The organism is Brevibacillus centrosporus (assembly GCF_003710815.1).
Taxonomy (GTDB): domain Bacteria; phylum Bacillota; class Bacilli; order Brevibacillales; family Brevibacillaceae; genus Brevibacillus; species Brevibacillus centrosporus.
The window spans coordinates 54,528-70,820 of sequence record NZ_RHHP01000039.1; the positions used below are offsets into that span (position 1 = coordinate 54,528).

The window sequence follows — 16,293 nt, forward strand, 5'->3', positions numbered from 1 at the left end:
CTTCCCTTTCGCTACAATGTCTATAGAAGTGAATAGGCGATGGAGTTCGCCATAACCGTCACTAAAATGACTAATGACTCCTACCAGAGATGTGATATCCCTGGTAGGAGTTTCTTTATTTTCGGTAAAAAATAGGGAGGTTTTGGGCTTGGGAAATGCGATTGCGGTCATGCTGGGAGGCGTATTTGGCGCGTGCTCGCGCTATGGATTGGGGTTGCTCGTCCCGACAAATGAGGGCTTTCCGGTAATCACTTTACTCATCAACTTATCAGGATCTATGTTTTTGGCTTGGTTCTTCACGGCATCTTCTCAGCGAATCGCGATACATCCACGGCTGAAATTAGCCATCGGAACTGGGTTCACTGGAGCGTTTACCACGTTTTCTTCCTTTTCCCTGGAAACCATTACGTTAATCCAGCACGACCGGATTTTTCTCGCACTGCTCTACGTTTTGCTGAGCATGTTTGGCGGGATTGCATGCGCTGTAGTGGGCGCTCGTGTCGCGTCCAGAAAAGAACGGCAAACCGAGCAGGTGAAAGGAGAGATATAACGATGTGGCTAGTGGCGATTGGAGGCATGTTTGGTGCAGTAACGCGTTTTTTTTTAGGGAAGTGGGTTACAAGCAAAATAAATTCTTCCTTCCCTTTTGGCACATGGGGAATCAATATCAGCGGTTCTCTTTTGCTTGGACTGCTTGCTGCCCTGCATGTGAAAAACATGGCACCTGACTGGATGTGGCTACTCGTAGGCATCGGTTTTCTCGGAGCGTTTACCACGTTCTCTACGTTTGCCTATGAGACGATCCAAATGCTCGAAAGAAAAGAGAATCGTCCGGCAGCCATTTATGTTGTGACTTCTGTTGCATTCAGCATTTTGTTCGTTTGGATCGGGCAGTACATCGGCAGAATCGTATGAATGTTATCAGAGGGGATGGGAAAATCTGCATGTGAGGCAAGATTTTATCCCTTCGTACGCGAATGAATGTAGAGAAAAAATCTCTGCTGTGCGAAGGAGAGCTGACTGATGCTAGATCCCTATGCAAAAATCGCGGAAGTCGATCCGAGTGTGCAAAGGAAATTGAGTGAAAGCCTGGAGCTGCGAGCTGCTGATCAGGAGATGCGCACGCTCGTGACCTCGTATTTGTCTCGTCTGAATTGGTCGGAGGGCATGGAAATACTCGAGGTTGGTTGTGGGACGGGAGCCATTACGCGGCTGCTGGCACAAGGACCGGGTGTGGTAAAAGTGACGGGAATCGATCCTTCCGCCATCTTTATCGAAAAAGCAAACGAGCTAGGTGAGCAGGAGTGTGTCGAGTTTGTCGTTGGGGATGGGCGAGAGCTGCCGTTCGCTGATCAGAGCTTTGATGTCGTCGTCTTTCATACCGTGCTGGGCCACGTACCGTCTCCCGAGCACTTTCTGCTGGAAGCGAAGCGTGTGCTGAAAAAAGGCGGTCAAATCGCCATTTTTGACGGCGATTATGCGATGCGCTCTGTCGCGATCGGGGAGGATGATCCGATACAGGCTTGCGTGGAAATCATGAAAAAACACAACACGCAAAATCCGTGGCTCGTGCGGCAGCTGCCAGCGATGCTAGCGGCGGCGGGCTTTACCGCCATCGAGTCGGCAAGTCATCCCTACCTAGGGAAAAATCCCGACTACCTGCTAAACTACATCGAGCGAGGTGCAGACCGGCTGGCTGATCTGGGACGAATCACTAAGCAGACAGCAGCTGCCCTGAAGGAAGAAGCGCATCAGCGGGTGCGGGACGGTCGGTTCTTTGGCCTGTTTCCCTTTATGAGCTTCCTGGCGATATCGGAGTAAGCATGCGCCCGTGTCACAAATCGTTTCGTTTTCCTGTGATTGAAATCACAGAGGATCCCTCGTTCTTTCTCTACAATCAAGATATACCTGATGGATTGATAGGGAGGAAAGACGATGCTAAACGAAAAAAACATTCAAATAATCAAATCGACTGTACCTGTACTTGAGGTGCATGGGACAGCGATCACGAAACGTTTTTATGAAAGAATGTTTACGCAGCATCCCGAGCTGCTTCATATTTTCAATCACGCAAACCAAAAGCAAGGTCGTCAACAGACAGCACTGGCGAATGCCGTTTACGCTGCAGCCGTCCACATCGACAATCTGGCGGAAATCCTGCCTGTCGTCAAACAGATCGGACACAAGCACCGCAGTCTGGGAATCAAGCCTGAGCATTATCCGATTGTCGGGGAAAACCTGTTGGCTGCGATCAAGGAAGTGCTGGGAGATGCGGCGACAGATGAAATCCTGGGGGCTTGGGCAGAGGCGTACGGCGTGATCGCAGATGCTTTTATCGGCATAGAATCAGAAATGTACGAGCAATCCCGCGAGCAAGTCGGGGGCTGGGCAGATTTCCGTCCGTTCATCGTGGAGAAAAAGGTACAGGAGAGCGATGTCATCACGTCTTTTTATCTGGTACCGCAGGATGGGCAGGCGCTGGCTACCTTTGAGCCGGGTCAATACATCAGCGTGAAGCTGGAGATTCCAGGAGAGCGCTACACGCATATTCGCCAGTACAGCTTGTCGGATGCACCAGGGAGACCGTACTACCGGATCTCGGTCAAGCGCGAAGAGGCGAATGCTGAAAAGCCGGCGGGAATCGTATCGACCTACCTGCATGAGGGAATCAGAGAAGGGGATGTGCTGCAGCTGTCCGCACCAGCAGGCGATTTTACGCTGGAGCAATCGGAGGCGCCAGTCGTTCTCATCAGCGGAGGCGTAGGCTTGACACCGATGTTTTCCATGCTGGCTTCCTTGGCAGAAAAGCAGCAGCGTCCGGTGACGTTTATCCACGCGGCGCAAAATGGTCAAAAGCATGCTTTGCGCGCAGAAGTCGAGCGTTTGGCGAAAGACAATCCGCAAATTTCCGCCTACTGGTGTTATTCAGAGCCGACTGAGCAAGATCGGGAGGCGGGGGCGTTTCATAAGGAAGGGTATTTGGATGCGGAGTGGCTGGAGCAGGTTGCTCCTGAGAAAAATGCCAGCTACTACTTCTGTGGTCCTGTACCGTTCATGAGCGCGGTCAAGAAGGCACTCACCGAACGGGGGATTTCCGCAGAGCGTATGCACTACGAGTTTTTCGGCCCTGCCGCAAGCCTGTAAACAAATCGAATCAGAACCACTTGGGATCGAGCTCGTCTATTCGCGAGCTCGATTTGTTTGTGCGCGCAGCAAACGATTGACTGTTTCACGGCGCAGGCCGATGAGCTGACCGATTTCATCCTGGGTCAGCACGTCTGTGAGCGAGGAGACAGACACAAACGTTTGAAACCACTGCTGAAGCTTGCGCAGCCTTTCTGCTGGAGAGACTTCGGACAGCTGATCGATGCGCTGCTGCATCATCCTCAGCTTGGACTGCAGCAGCAGGGCAATGTCACGGCATTTTACATGGTCGCCCTCAAGCTCCCGATACCAGCTGGGCGCATCGAGTACTTCAATCTCACAGCTGACCAGAGCAACCGCCGTACCGTAATACGGGTTCGGACTGATAAGTGAGTGATGGGGGATGATTTCGCCAGGCACGATGATGTTGACCAAGGTAATGGCCCCGTCAGCATGCAAGCGATTGATTTTCAGCATCCCGCTTTTGAGATGGTAGAGCGGACCAGATTCGCCTTGGCGAAAAAGGGTCTCACCTTTGTGCAAAATCATTGCGTTCACCTCGTTCGTGCTGGAAAAATGATGCTTTTGTTATTTTAGCACATCGCAGGGGGGAAACTGGGCTAAAACACTACTTTGACAACGCGGGTGGGGCGCCCTCTTTCACTGATGACATGCCGGCCGACTTCCACGATATAGCCGCATTGCTCGAGCTTGACGATGATTCTGTTCGCCGTTCTGACACTTACGCCAATTTCTTTTGCAAGCTCGATGGAGGTGAAATTCCGTTTGTTTTTTTGTTTGACCAAGCAATCGATTTTGAAAACCGTGTTGACACTCAGTCCCGAGGTCTCTGCAATTTGTTCCAGCTGGGAATCAAAGATGTTCGGCTTTCGGTTGTTTGTCTCGTTTGGTTCGATCGGACCAAACATATCATCGGGGCTATAGACGACATACGCTCTGTTTCCTCCCTCTATTTTGGCTTGGTGCATACCCACTACTGCGTTTGCCTTCGCAATCTTGGCAGTATCCCCGTAGCCGATCCCGATGCTGAGTACATGTGCCGTGTTGGTGTAGACGCTGGTCAGAATATCGAGCCGCGCAAAGTTTTCTGTCGTGATTTCCAGATTGGAGCTGTTGCACATCAGGATATATTCCATGTTGCTGAGGGTAATCAGGGCACCGTCGATCTTTTGGGCAAAGATGGCAATGGTCTCCGCGATTTTGTTTAGGTCCAGTACCTCCTGCAGCACTGTGTGATGGAAGACGTAAAAATTATCCCGGGGGCTGACGGAGATACTGACACAGGCGATGTTGTTTTCGTTCAGCTTTCGGAGCTTATGGCTCAGAAGAATGCGGCGTATTTCGTAGATGTAGGTTTCTGCACTGGGGGCAATCAGCACGCAGGGGATATTTTTTTCCGTGAGGTATTCGCTGACCTGACGGATATTGGTTGTGCATACATCACTAAGTCCGCTTTGCACATTTTTGATATGCTCTTCCTGCGCTCTTTGGACAAAATGGCTGGAATTCGTATCGATGGGAACGATCTGCGGACTGACGCTCTCCGTAGGGATGCCCAGGGAATGGTACGCACGAATAATGGAAGCATAGTCAAGCGTATCCACACTGACGCGCGTGATATCAGCGCCGAAATGAAAGGAAGCCCGCAGGAGGCTATGGATAAAGTTTGACGTATCGATGTCGGCGTAGCGCACGGTTACATTGTGCTCGATTCTGCTGGATAAAAGCTTGTAGGGCTCTTTTCTCGTGTACAGAATGCCGTTGCACTGATTGATGATTTTTTTCAGCTCAGCTACGGCGTGTTCTACATCCTCGTCATCATTGCATTCAATTTTAAACACATCCATGTTTGTAAACTTGTGTTTGACGATTTCCTCGATTTCTTCCACAGACGAAGCGTGTCCAATGACAGCCAGCTTGAAGTTCATGCCGAATCCCCCGGAGTCGTATTTAAAGTTATATTTATATACAGTCAATTTAAAGTCAATATACGGTCACAGTCATATCGAAATATAATCGGGCTAGCAGATAGATTTAACGGAAAGAGAGTGTGAATTTTTTGAATTTTATTTCGGGTGATCAGGTTACTGAAATTTTGGACATGCAAACCTGCATTCAGCTGATGCGCGAGACCTTGTCGGCATTGTCGAGAGGGGAAGCGATCCAGGTATTGAGAACAGCGATGAGGCTGGAGGGAAGAAATGTTCTAGGGGTCATGCCTTCTGCCTTATTAGCGAAGAACGTTGTCGGGACGAAGGTGATTACGATTGTGCCGGACAACGCATACAAGGGATTGCCGTCCCATCAAGGAGTCGTTGTAGTCTTTGAAGCCGAGACGGGCTCGCTAAAAGCGATCGTGGAGGGGGAGACGGTTACTGCCATTCGGACAGCCGCTGTAAGTGCCGTTGCAACAGATGTCCTCTCTCGAAAGGACGCAAATTCGCTAGCCATACTCGGAACGGGGGTGCAGGCAAGGATGCACCTGGAGGCGATCCGGCTGGTACGAAAGATCGATCAGGTGTATGTATGGGATCGAAGGCCGGAGTCCGCTGTGAAGTACTCGGAAGAAATGAGTGAAAAGTTTGACATTTCCGTCGTGCCGTGTGCGACTGCAGAGGAAGCGGTAAAGCATGCGGATATCATTTGTACGGTGACTGCCGCCAAGGAGCCAGTGCTTTTCGGACGGCATGTACAAAAGGGGGCGCATATCAACGCGGTAGGTTCCTGCACTCCCGACTGCCGGGAGCTCGATACGGAGTTAGTCAAAGCCAGCAAGCTGTACACAGATCGCATGGAATCAGCGAACCACGAAGCAGGCGACTATCTCATTCCTTTAAGGGAGGGCGCTATTGACGAGACACATCTATTGGGAGAGGTCGGTGATGTTCTCCTAGGAAAGATTCCGGGCAGACAAGATGGGGAGGAGATCACCGTTTTTGAAGCGCTCGGTCTGGCAGTCGAGGACTTGGCTGCTGCGGATTTTGTGATCAATCAGGCTGCACAACGGGAAATGTCGCGATAATTCCGGTTAAACAGGGAGGTTGAAGAAGGGATGAAAGAGCTGTACAGCTTCGGTTTGACCGAGGAGCAGGAGAAAAGAGCGAGGGAGCTTCACTACGGAAACATCGTAATCGACATGCTTTTCCAAGGCCCGATCGGCACGTACTCACTTGGGGAGGAAATCGAGCAGGAGACCGAACGCTTAGCGCTGGAAAGTCATCCGGACAGCTTGTCGGAAAGAGTCCATTTTGCAGGAGATGTCATCAGAAGATGGTACGTGGACGGCAAGCTCGCGGACTTGTACAAGGAGTGCTGGTACGAGAGCGGGCTTACGGCTGGAAACAGACAGCTGAACGTATCGGATAAAGCTTCGCTGTACTCTTCAGCCATCGACTTGCAGGAGGAATTTGATAAAAAGCCTTGGCTGATCAAGGTCAAGCAGGCAGCTGATATCGAATATGCGCACCAGCATCAGCTGAAGGCGGGCATTGTCACCTGTCAGGAGACACTCGGCTTTGAGAAAGACTTGAAGCTGCTGGAACAGATGTATCACTTCGGGCTTAGAGTCGTCCAGCTGACCTACAACAATCATAACTACGTCGGAGCAGGATGCATGGAGGAAAACAATGCGGGCCTTTCCACTTTTGGGAAAAAGTTTGTGGCGAAATTAAACGAGCTTGGCATCGTGGTGGATACCGGACATTGCGGCAAGCAGACGACACTGGATGCATGCAAATACTCGACAAAGCCTGTCATTGCCTCGCATACGGCAGCAGAGCAGGTGTATTTCCACTCACGGGCAAAATCCGATGAGGAGATCCGCGCCATTGCCGAAACCAACGGGGTGGTCGGAATTTTCGCGATGCCATGGTTTATCGCTGAGAATCCGGAAGATACCACAATCGAGCACTTCCTCGATCATATCGACTATGTGGTAAACCTCGCAGGTGTGGACCATGTAGGCATTGGAACGGACTGGCCGATGCCCCAGACAAAATGGATGGCGATCGCTTTTAAAAAGCTGTTTGCCCCCAAAATGGGCTTTGCACCGGGAGACGGGCCTTCCACCGAAATCGTCAAAGGACTTACCGACTACCGTTCCTTCCTCAATATCACGAGAGGGCTTATGGCAAGGGGCTACAAGGATGAAGAGATCGTCAAAATCATCGGTGGCAACTGGATGAGAGTCTTTAAAGAAGTGTGGAGCTAGCCTGATAGAAAGCAAATCAATTTAGATAATGGGGGATCTGGCAATGAAAAGAAAACTCTCACTCATCATGCTCATCGCCATCGTGATGACTTCCCTGCTGAGCGCCTGCACACAGAGCGCTTCACAGGGAGGCGCGGCTGAGAACAACGCAACGGCTGCACCTAAATCGGATATTTCCGTCGTGCTTACGAAAATAGGGAACAATCTGGACCCTGCGGAAGCGAATTCGTTGGACACGTCCACGATCATGTATCACGTCTACGACACCTTTATCAAGTTTGACAACGACTTCAACATTCTTCCCGGCGTGGCAACGGCATGGAGCCAGCCCGACAGCACGACCATTGAATTCACGATTGGGGAAGGCTACAAATTTCACAACGGCGACCCGATGACGATAGATGACGTGGTTTACTCGGTGGAAAGGCTTGCGAAGGTGCCGAAAAAGGCTTCCTTCATGAGTATAATCAAAAGCGTAGAAGGCTCGGGAAACAAAGTAACCGTAAAGCTGACAGAGCCGAACAGCGGCGCGATCCGAAACTTCGGTGACGTGGTCATCGTCAGCAAAAAATACTTGCAGGAAGCAGGCGATAAGTACGCCAACGCTCCGATTGGTACGGGACCCTACACGGTAGCGGAATATGTTCCGGGGAGCAAAGTGGTCCTGAAGGCTTGGGCTGACTATCCGTTTGAGAAGGCGAGCATTCAAACGATCACCTTCAAGGCGATTGAAGAAGCTTCTGCGAAATACATTGCGGTAGAGACCGGAGATGCAGACTTTGCCGGGATCGCAGCCCGCGACCAGGATCGGGCGAAGGGCAACGACAAGCTCACCTACTTTGAGGGGCCGAGCACCTTCACCGGCTTCGTAGCGATGAATACGACAGCTGCTCCCTTTGATAACGTAAATATCCGCAGAGCGATGGCGTATGCCTACAACAACGAGGGCATCAGCGCGATTACGCCAGGGAAGACGATCATTGACAGCATGGTGCCAAAAATGTTCAGCACCTACTACTCTTCTCCGAATCTTCCGAAGTACGACCTGCAGAAAGCGAAGGAGCTTCTGGAGAAGGAAGGCTATGGTGCGGGCAAGCCATTGCAATTTACCGCATGGACCTATCAAGGAAACGATCCGGAGCTGGAGGCGTTCCAGGCAGAGCTGAAAACGATCGGTGTGGAAATGGACATTCAGAATCTGGAGTTTGGTGTCTTCCTGGAGAAAATGGCGAATAAGGAGTATCAGCTACTCGTGGGCGGCTGGAGCGACACGACCGGAAATACGCTGAGCTCGCTGGAAAGCTACTGGTCGGGAAGCTTTGGCCAGATGAATATTACCTTCTATACCAATCCAAAAGTCGAGGAGCTGTACGCGGTAGCGAAGAAAGCGACCTCCGAGGCAGAGCTGAAAGAGGCGGCAAAGGAAATTCAGGACATCGCAGCACAGGACGTACCGATGATTCCGACGGCTACCAAAATGAGCTATTATGCCATGAACAAAAACCTGGAGGGTGTCGAAATCCGCACAAGCGGACTGATCTCCTTCCGAGGAGCCAAAATAAAATAAAGCTTTGATAGGCGCGGGGAGGCAAAGGAAACGTTTAGCCTCCCTTGTCCGAATTTTTCCTTGTTTTCTAGCGGCAGCAGAGAGGAGGCCAACGTGTGAGCAGATATATTCTCAAAAGACTGCTTCAAATGATACCGATCGTGATCGGCGTTTCCGTCATTGTTTTTCTACTGCTTTCCCTCAGTCCAGGGGATCCTGCCAAAATGATTCTCGGTCTAAACGCCAAGGAAGAGGAATTGGCGCTGATGAGGGAGCAGCTCGGACTGAATGATCCGATTCCTTTGCAGTACTTTCATTACATGAAAAATGTCCTCATCGGAGATTTCGGGACTTCATACTCTACGAAGCAGAGTGTCATCGAGATGATTGCGGTTCGACTCCCTCCGACGCTCATCCTTTCCTTTGGATCGCTGCTGACCATATTGATTGTGGCGATTCCCCTTGGCATTGCTTTGGCGGTCAAGCAGAACTCTCCTTTCGACAACATCATGAGGGTGGTCAGCTTGTTTTTTGCGGCGATGCCAGGATTTTGGATCGGCATTTTGATGATTATCCTGTTTTCCGTGAAGCTCGGTTGGCTTCCGGCAAACGGCTTTGATAAACCGTCCGCGATGATCATGCCGATTATTTGTTCCTCGATTGCGGGATGGGCGGTAAATTCGAGGATTACGAGAGCCTCGATGCTGGACGTCATCCGCCAAGATTACATTCGGACGGCGCGTGCAAAGGGGCTGAAAGAAAGCGTGGTCATCCGAAAGCATGCCTTGAAAAACGCCTTGCTCCCGACCATTACCTCTGTGGGGATGGCTGTAGGGGGATGCTTTGGCGGATCTGTCATTATGGAAATGCTGTTTGGCATCAACGGCATGGGAAAAATGATGATCGATGCTTTGCGGCAAAAGGATATACCGACCATCATGGCGGGAGTGATTATCACGGCTGTCATCATCGCTGTTGCGAACCTTCTGACAGATCTGGCTTACTCCTATGTCGATCCTAGAATCCGATCGATGTACGCAAGACGCAGGACGATCAGAAAAGAGGTGGCGGGAAATGGCTCAAATTAATACGACCCTGCCGACTGCCAAGCAAAGGCAAAAGCATCTGAAAAAAAGAAGCTTATGGGCCGATGCCTGGCTGCGACTGAGAAAAAACAAATCGGCAGTGGTGGGGATGATTATGCTTGCCACCATCTTACTTGTCGTGTATACCTCTCCTCTGTATCTCGATTATGACAATGACGTGGTCAAACCAAATTTGTCCCAGACGCTGAAGTTTCCGGCTGAGGGCAAGCTGCTGGGAGCGGATGAGCTGGGGAGAGATGTTCTTGCCCGGATTCTTTGGGGAGGCAGAATCTCGATTACGATCGGCATTATGGCGATGCTCCTCAGCAGCATCATCGGCTGTACCCTTGGTGCGTTATCAGGCTACTACGGCGGAAAAACAGATGGGATTATCATGCGTTCGCTAGACGTATTCATGGCGATTCCCAGCTTGCTCTTGATGATCACGCTGGTCAGTGTCATGAAGCCCACGCTTACGAATCTCATCATTGCCCTCGCAGTTGGAAGCGTGCCTTCCGTTTCTCGCATGGTACGAGCCCAAGTGCTGTACATCAAGGGCCAAGAGTTTATTGAAGCCATCCGCGCGCAAGGTGCAAGCGATTTTCGCATCATTGTCATGCATATTTTACCGAATGCGATCAGCCCTCTGATCTCCCAGTTTGTGATGGAGATAGCCGGGTTAATTTTGGCGATCAGCGGCCTTAGCTTCATCGGTCTGGGCGTACAGCCGCCCGATCCTGAGTGGGGTGCGATGCTATCGAGCGGCAGGGAGCATATTCGAGACGTTTGGCATGTGACCGCATTTCCGGGGCTTGCCCTGGTGTTGACTGTCGTCTCGTTGACGCTGGTAGGAGATGGACTGCGAGACGCACTGGACCCGCGCATGAAAAGGTAGGAGGCCTCTATGCAAAAGACATTACTGGATGTGAAGGACCTTACAATCAAATTCCGGACAGATGACGGCGTGGTAGAGGCGGTCAACAAGGTGAGCCTGTCTGTCCAGGAAGGGGAGACGCTTGGGATTGTCGGGGAAACCGGAGCTGGCAAAACGACGACAGCGCTTGGCATCATGGGGCTGGTAGACAGCCCGCCCGGAAAAATCGAAGGTGGGAGTATCCTGCTGGACGACACGGACCTATTGAAGCTGGGGGAAGAGGCGGTCCGCAAGCTTCGCGGCAAGGAGATCTCGATGATTTTTCAAGATCCCATGACGTCGTTGAATCCGGTGTTTACCGTCGTTGAGCAGATCGCCGAAGTTATTGTCAACCACCAGCAGCTAGGAGAAAAAGAAGCGGAGCAAAAGGCGATCGAGATGCTGGAGCTGGTCCGAATACCTGCGGAAAGGGCCTACGAGTACCCGCACCAATTTTCCGGAGGGATGAAGCAGCGGGTCGTGATCGCCATCGCTCTCGCTTGTAACCCGCGGTTGTTGATTGCAGATGAGCCGACGACAGCATTGGACGTTACCATTCAGGCGCAGGTGCTCGAACTGATGAAGGATTTAAAAACGAAGTCCAAAACCTCCATGATCATGATCACCCATGACCTTGGTGTCGTATCCGAGATTTGCGACAAGGTTGCCATCATGTATGCGGGAGAGATCGTCGAGAGTGGCTCGCTGGAGGATATTTTTGAAAATCCGCTGCATCCGTATACGAACGGGCTGTTTGGCTCCATTCCGGATATCGATAAAGAAGTGGAGTTTCTTTCACCGATCGAGGGACTCGTCCCAGACCCCTCTGATTTGCCGTCTGGCTGCAAGTTTCACCCCAGATGCAAGTATGCGCAGCATCTTTGCCGTGTAGAGGACCCCTCCTTTCGGGAATACAGCCCCGGCCATTTTACGAAGTGCTTTGTTCACGAGGGGAAGCTCTCGGTGAAAGAGGTGAAGAAGTATGAGTAATTCCTATATTGAAGTCAAAAATTTGAAAAAGTACTTTCAAACCCCCGCGGGAAATCTGCATGCGGTGGACGGCCTGGATTTTTCGATTGCGAAGGGAAAAACGATCGGTGTCGTAGGGGAGAGTGGCTGTGGGAAAAGCACAACGGGCCGATTGATGACCATGCTGCTCGAACCGACAGAAGGGGAAATCCTCTTCAATGGCACAGACGTCACCAAGCTCAGCCACAAAGGGATGGCGGAGTACCGGAAAAAGATTCAGATCATTTTTCAGGACCCGTTTTCTTCCCTCAACCCGCGAAAGACGGTCTTTCATTCCATTGTAGAGCCTTTGGATATACACAGGGTGTATCGCGACAAAGCGGACAAGGAAAATAGGGTGTACGAGCTGATGGAGCTCGTTGGCCTGTCTGAGCGGTTTGTGAATTCCTATCCGCATGAGCTCGATGGAGGGCGCAGACAACGCATCGGGATAGCCCGCGCACTTGCGCTCAGCCCTGAGTTTATAGTTTGTGACGAGCCGGTATCCGCGCTGGACGTATCCATCCAGGCGCAGATTCTCAATTTGCTGAAAAGGCTGCAGCTGCAGTTCGGATATACGTACATGTTCATTACGCATGACTTGTCCGTCGTCAAGCATTTCACGGAGGAGATCATGGTCATGTACCTGGGACAGGTGGTTGAAAAAGCGCCCGTAAAACAGCTTTTCGCCAATCCTAGACATCCTTACACCAGGGCGCTGCTCTCCGCGATCCCAGTACCCAACCTGAAAAAGAAGAAGGAGAGAATCCTGCTGCAGGGGGAAATCACGTCTCCGATCAATCCCAAAAACGAATGCCGGTTTGCGGCAAGGTGCAGCTTTGCCACCGATGAATGCCGCAGCTCAACACCTGAAATTACCGATCTGGGCTGCGGACATACTGTTCGATGCTTCCGTGTCCATGAACTAGAGGAGATGAGACCATGAGTCACTATTTGCTGGACAGAAGATTTGATATCTATTTTTCGGGCGTTTACAACGGCAATATCACCTTCAAAGAGACCTATGTGGAGCTCTGCGATGTGGATCGAAAAACGAGAGCCCAGCTTAAGCGTGAGCCTTTTGACAAGAACAAGAAAAATACCCTGATCGACTATCCACTCATACATAGCAAGCTTGCCGCCTATGCCGATTGCAAGTGGGAGGGGGAAAAGGTGACGCTCGCAGATGGCAGTATTTACAGCAAATACTTGACGGCTACGGGCATAGTCGACGGCAAGGAGGTCACCTCGCAGCTCTGGGCGCAGCGCAAATCCACAGGTGTGCTCGACATCGTGACGGTAGATGGGGAAATCGTGGCTTTCTCCAATCCAGGAAGGGCTTCTTCGGAAATCGCGGTCGTGCCGGGCTATGAAAAGCTGACCCCCCTCGTAAAATATGACGATCCTCTGCTGTCAAAGGCAGAGTACGGCATCAACCATCTGGGGAATCTCTTTGTTCCGACGAGAGACGGCTTGAATCTCGCGACGGAGGTCTTTTTGCCAGAGGGAATCAAGCCGGGCGAAAAAGTGCCAGCCATCGTTGTCAGGACCTGCTATGGAAAGCCAAGGGATATCCTGCGCTGCTGGCACTGGACGGCAAGAGGCTATGCGTTTGTCATTCAGGATGTGCGCGGACGCTCGGACTCCGATGGAGAGCTGGAGCCCTTCCAGCACGAAAGAGAGGATGCCGACGACCTGTTCAACTGGATCGTGCAGCAAGAATGGAGTGACGGCAGCATCGGGATGTGGGGAGCCAGCTATCTGGGCTATACCACAACAGCAGCAGCCACCAGCGGCAATCCTCATTTGAAAACGGCCATCAGTGAAGTAAATGTAGGCTCCCCTTTTACGGATACGGCGAGACGCGGTGGAACGATTTGCTCTTGGCCCTTGCTTTGCTGGACGCTCGGTCAGTCGATGAGCAACCGGATTGATTTTGGTGTTTTTGCCGGGGAAACGATCAACGTGGAGGAAGCTGTGCGACACAGACCCATCACGGAAATCCCTGAAAAAATCATCGGGAAAAAGTCGGGGCCATGGGATCTGTGGCGCGAGCATTATTATTACGATGAGTTCTGGCGGCATTCCGACAATACAGCGCACAGTCATCAAATCAAAATTCCGATGCTGATCATGTCGGGCTGGTACGATGGCGACGCACTGGGAGTTCAGGAGACATGGCGATTCCTGACGAAGCATGATGTCCCCGGCAGACGGATCATCCTGGGGCCGTGGCCGCACAACCTGAACGCTTTTCGGGACTGCGACGATCTGGAGTTCGGGGACAATGCGGTGGACTATGACTTTGACACGAGAATCATCCGCTGGTTTGACCGCTACCTGAAAGGGGTCCAAAACGGAGAGGATCAAAAGCCGCGCGCCACGTATTACGTAGTGGGAGAAAATCAGTGGCGGGAATCGGAGGATTGGAATCCTCGCGAAAGCAGGCAGGTGAACCTCTATCTCGCTAGCAATGGGCATGCCAATTCCATGTTTGGAGACGGCAGGATCGTCCTGCAGCCAGAAAAAGAAACCGGTTCAGATACGTACGTTTACGATCCAGAGCAGCCCATCGGTGATCGCGGCCATGTGAGACCGTATCATTGCAACCCTATCCAGCTGCGAAGTGATTGCTTGGTCTACGATACAGAGACCCTTTCCACTGATGTCGCCATGGCGGGGAATGTGTACGCCGAGTTCTACGCTTCCTCCAGCGCCGTCGATACGGACTTTATCGTTCGCGTTTCCGACGTGGATGAGAGGGGAATCGCCAGAAAAATTTCGGACAATGTCGTCCGGGCAGAATTTCGGAAGGGCTATGACAAGCCGGAGCTTCTGGAGCCAGGCAAGGTAGAGAAGTACGAGATGGAGATGTACTTTAACGGCTATGTGTTCAAAAAGGGGCACAAGATCAGGATCGACATCACATCCAGCAACTACTACGAATTTTTCCCGAACACCAATACGGGCATCAACCCATATGAAGATCCTACGCCAGTGGTAGCGGTGAACACCATTTATCATGGGACAGAGTATCCTTCCCATGTGAAGCTTCCTGTACTGTACGGCTTGTAAGAAAAGCAAACGGCTGCAAATTCACCCCCTCGTTCTCGCCTGGAATGAGGGGAATTCGTTTGTCCGACAGTTTGAGGACGCTCGTCTCTTGCTTTCTCCTGCTACCCGTTTGCTATAATGATGGCATCAAAAAACTGCACTGGATAAGGGGTTCACGATGCTGATCACGATACTCACATGGATTGGTGCCATCATTGGCTTGTTGATTTTGGCATTGTTTGGCTATATCGGTTATCGCTACTGGTATCACATGGGAAGTCTGCCCAAACCAGTCTACCGCGATTTGGAGCACAAGCCGATCCCAACGGAATGGTCAAAGGACGAAGTGACGTTTACCTGGATTGGACACTCGACGATCCTGTTTCATTTCTTTGGGACGAAAATCATCACAGATCCTGTGCTGGGCAAAAGGCTCGGTCTTCGCATCGCAGGGCTTCACTTTGGACCCACGCGGTTTACGCCGCCTGCTTTAACGGACGAAGAGGTAGGAGAAGCCGACCTGATTTTGCTGTCCCACGCCCACATGGATCATGTGGATTTGCCCACCCTCCGTCAGCTGGCACGTCCGTCCACGCATGTCATTACTGCTGCGAATACAAGTCCGCTGCTGCAAGGCATGCCATACGGATCGATTGAGGAAATGAAGCCGCATGAGACCAAGACTACAAAAGATGGCGTGAAAATTACCGCGATTCCGGTAAGGCACTGGGGCAACCGCTTTCCGTGGAATCACGACTACGGCTACCAAGGCTACGTCATCGAGAAAAATGGCGTGCGCATCCTCTATCCGGGAGATACCGCGTACATGTCCATGGAGCATCTGAAGCAGGAATTCGGCCCGATCGATCTGGTCTTCATGCCAATTGGTGCCTACAAGCCAGATTCTTACCAAGGTGCTCACTGCACACCCGAGCAAGCCTGGCAAATGTTCAAGCAATCCGGCGGCAAATGGTTAGTCCCGATTCACTGGAATACATTCGTTCTGTCGCAGGAGCCAGTAGAAGAGCCAATGGAGAGGCTGCTAGCTGCCGCCGGAGAGGAACGGCACCTCATCGTGATGGAGAAGCAAGGGCAGACCTATACATTGCCTTTGGAGGATCACAAATAGCAAAGCTTTGAAACCGACTGCTAGAGTCGGTTTTTTTATGGAAGCAGGGCAGAGCCAGAAGACGATTGGACGCGGGTTCCGGTTTTGGAATGGAGCCGAACAGGGATGCCCCCAGAGAAGTGTCCCTACTAACGGAGCGTTTTCTCTCTTTTCCTCCCCTCCGCAAAGCCCGACAGACCACTT

General features: G+C 51.5%; 15 protein-coding genes and 1 riboswitch. Of the genes, 13 read left to right on the top strand and 2 right to left on the bottom strand.

Going from position 1 to position 16,293, the window contains the following annotated elements; genetic code table 11:
* Positions 1-26 precede the first annotated feature (26 nt).
* A riboswitch (Fluoride riboswitch) is annotated at positions 27-90 on the top strand.
* Between the two features lie 58 nt (positions 91-148).
* The 4 genes from crcB (EDM55_RS25950) to hmpA all read left to right on the top strand — a co-directional run bounded on the left by crcB (EDM55_RS25950) (position 149) and on the right by hmpA (position 3,144).
* Positions 149-550: a fluoride efflux transporter CrcB gene (gene crcB / locus EDM55_RS25950; protein WP_246071144.1), complete on the top strand. Its 402-nt coding sequence runs from the start codon at positions 149-151 to the stop codon at positions 548-550.
* 2 nt (positions 551-552) lie between these two features.
* Complete coding sequence (gene crcB / locus EDM55_RS25955) at positions 553-915, top strand: fluoride efflux transporter CrcB (protein ID WP_122961721.1); 363 nt, start codon at positions 553-555, stop codon at positions 913-915.
* Positions 916-1,023: 108 nt separating this feature from the next.
* Entirely contained in the window at positions 1,024-1,821 is a 798-nt protein-coding gene (locus EDM55_RS25960; RefSeq protein WP_122961722.1) for a methyltransferase domain-containing protein, read from the top strand.
* 114 nt (positions 1,822-1,935) lie between these two features.
* Positions 1,936-3,144, top strand: a complete 1,209-nt coding sequence (gene hmpA, locus EDM55_RS25965) for an NO-inducible flavohemoprotein (protein WP_122961723.1) — start codon at positions 1,936-1,938, stop codon at positions 3,142-3,144.
* Between the two features lie 36 nt (positions 3,145-3,180).
* On the opposite strand, the gene EDM55_RS25970 is transcribed toward hmpA, so the two are convergent.
* Together EDM55_RS25970 and EDM55_RS25975 are read right to left on the bottom strand one after the other, a co-directional pair.
* Complete coding sequence (locus EDM55_RS25970; RefSeq protein WP_122961724.1) at positions 3,181-3,693, bottom strand: Crp/Fnr family transcriptional regulator; 513 nt, start codon at positions 3,691-3,693, stop codon at positions 3,181-3,183.
* A gap of 71 nt (positions 3,694-3,764) precedes the next feature.
* Entirely contained in the window at positions 3,765-5,093 is a 1,329-nt protein-coding gene (locus EDM55_RS25975; RefSeq protein WP_122961725.1) for a helix-turn-helix domain-containing protein, read from the bottom strand.
* Positions 5,094-5,224: 131 nt separating this feature from the next.
* On the opposite strand from EDM55_RS25975, the gene EDM55_RS25980 reads away from it, so the two are divergent.
* The 9 genes from EDM55_RS25980 (at position 5,225) to EDM55_RS26020 (ending at position 16,110) form a co-directional block, all read left to right on the top strand.
* On the top strand, positions 5,225-6,187 hold the full coding sequence (locus EDM55_RS25980) for an ornithine cyclodeaminase family protein (protein ID WP_092266410.1): 963 nt from the start codon (positions 5,225-5,227) through the stop codon (positions 6,185-6,187).
* Between the two features lie 30 nt (positions 6,188-6,217).
* Positions 6,218-7,375 carry a dipeptidase gene (locus EDM55_RS25985; RefSeq protein ID WP_122961726.1) on the top strand — a complete coding sequence of 386 codons (1,158 nt, stop codon included), beginning with the start codon at positions 6,218-6,220 and terminating at the stop codon, positions 7,373-7,375.
* Between the two features lie 43 nt (positions 7,376-7,418).
* Positions 7,419-8,942 carry an ABC transporter substrate-binding protein gene (locus tag EDM55_RS25990; RefSeq protein WP_170184527.1) on the top strand — a complete coding sequence of 508 codons (1,524 nt, stop codon included), beginning with the start codon at positions 7,419-7,421 and terminating at the stop codon, positions 8,940-8,942.
* 95 nt (positions 8,943-9,037) lie between these two features.
* Complete coding sequence (locus EDM55_RS25995) at positions 9,038-10,009, top strand: ABC transporter permease (RefSeq protein ID WP_092266407.1); 972 nt, start codon at positions 9,038-9,040, stop codon at positions 10,007-10,009.
* A complete protein-coding gene (locus EDM55_RS26000; protein ID WP_092266406.1) occupies positions 9,996-10,901 on the top strand; it encodes an ABC transporter permease in 906 nt (301 codons plus the stop codon). The genes EDM55_RS25995 and EDM55_RS26000 overlap by 14 nt, the downstream gene beginning before the upstream one ends.
* Before the next feature lie 9 nt (positions 10,902-10,910).
* Positions 10,911-11,909, top strand: a complete 999-nt coding sequence (locus EDM55_RS26005; protein WP_122961728.1) for an ABC transporter ATP-binding protein — start codon at positions 10,911-10,913, stop codon at positions 11,907-11,909.
* Complete coding sequence (locus EDM55_RS26010) at positions 11,902-12,873, top strand: ABC transporter ATP-binding protein (protein WP_122961729.1); 972 nt, start codon at positions 11,902-11,904, stop codon at positions 12,871-12,873. The genes EDM55_RS26005 and EDM55_RS26010 overlap by 8 nt, the downstream gene beginning before the upstream one ends.
* Positions 12,870-15,002, top strand: a complete 2,133-nt coding sequence (locus EDM55_RS26015; protein ID WP_122961730.1) for a CocE/NonD family hydrolase — start codon at positions 12,870-12,872, stop codon at positions 15,000-15,002. The genes EDM55_RS26010 and EDM55_RS26015 overlap by 4 nt, the downstream gene beginning before the upstream one ends.
* Before the next feature lie 157 nt (positions 15,003-15,159).
* Positions 15,160-16,110, top strand: a complete 951-nt coding sequence (locus EDM55_RS26020) for an MBL fold metallo-hydrolase (RefSeq protein WP_174769329.1) — start codon at positions 15,160-15,162, stop codon at positions 16,108-16,110.
* The last annotated feature ends 183 nt before the right edge of the window (positions 16,111-16,293 follow it).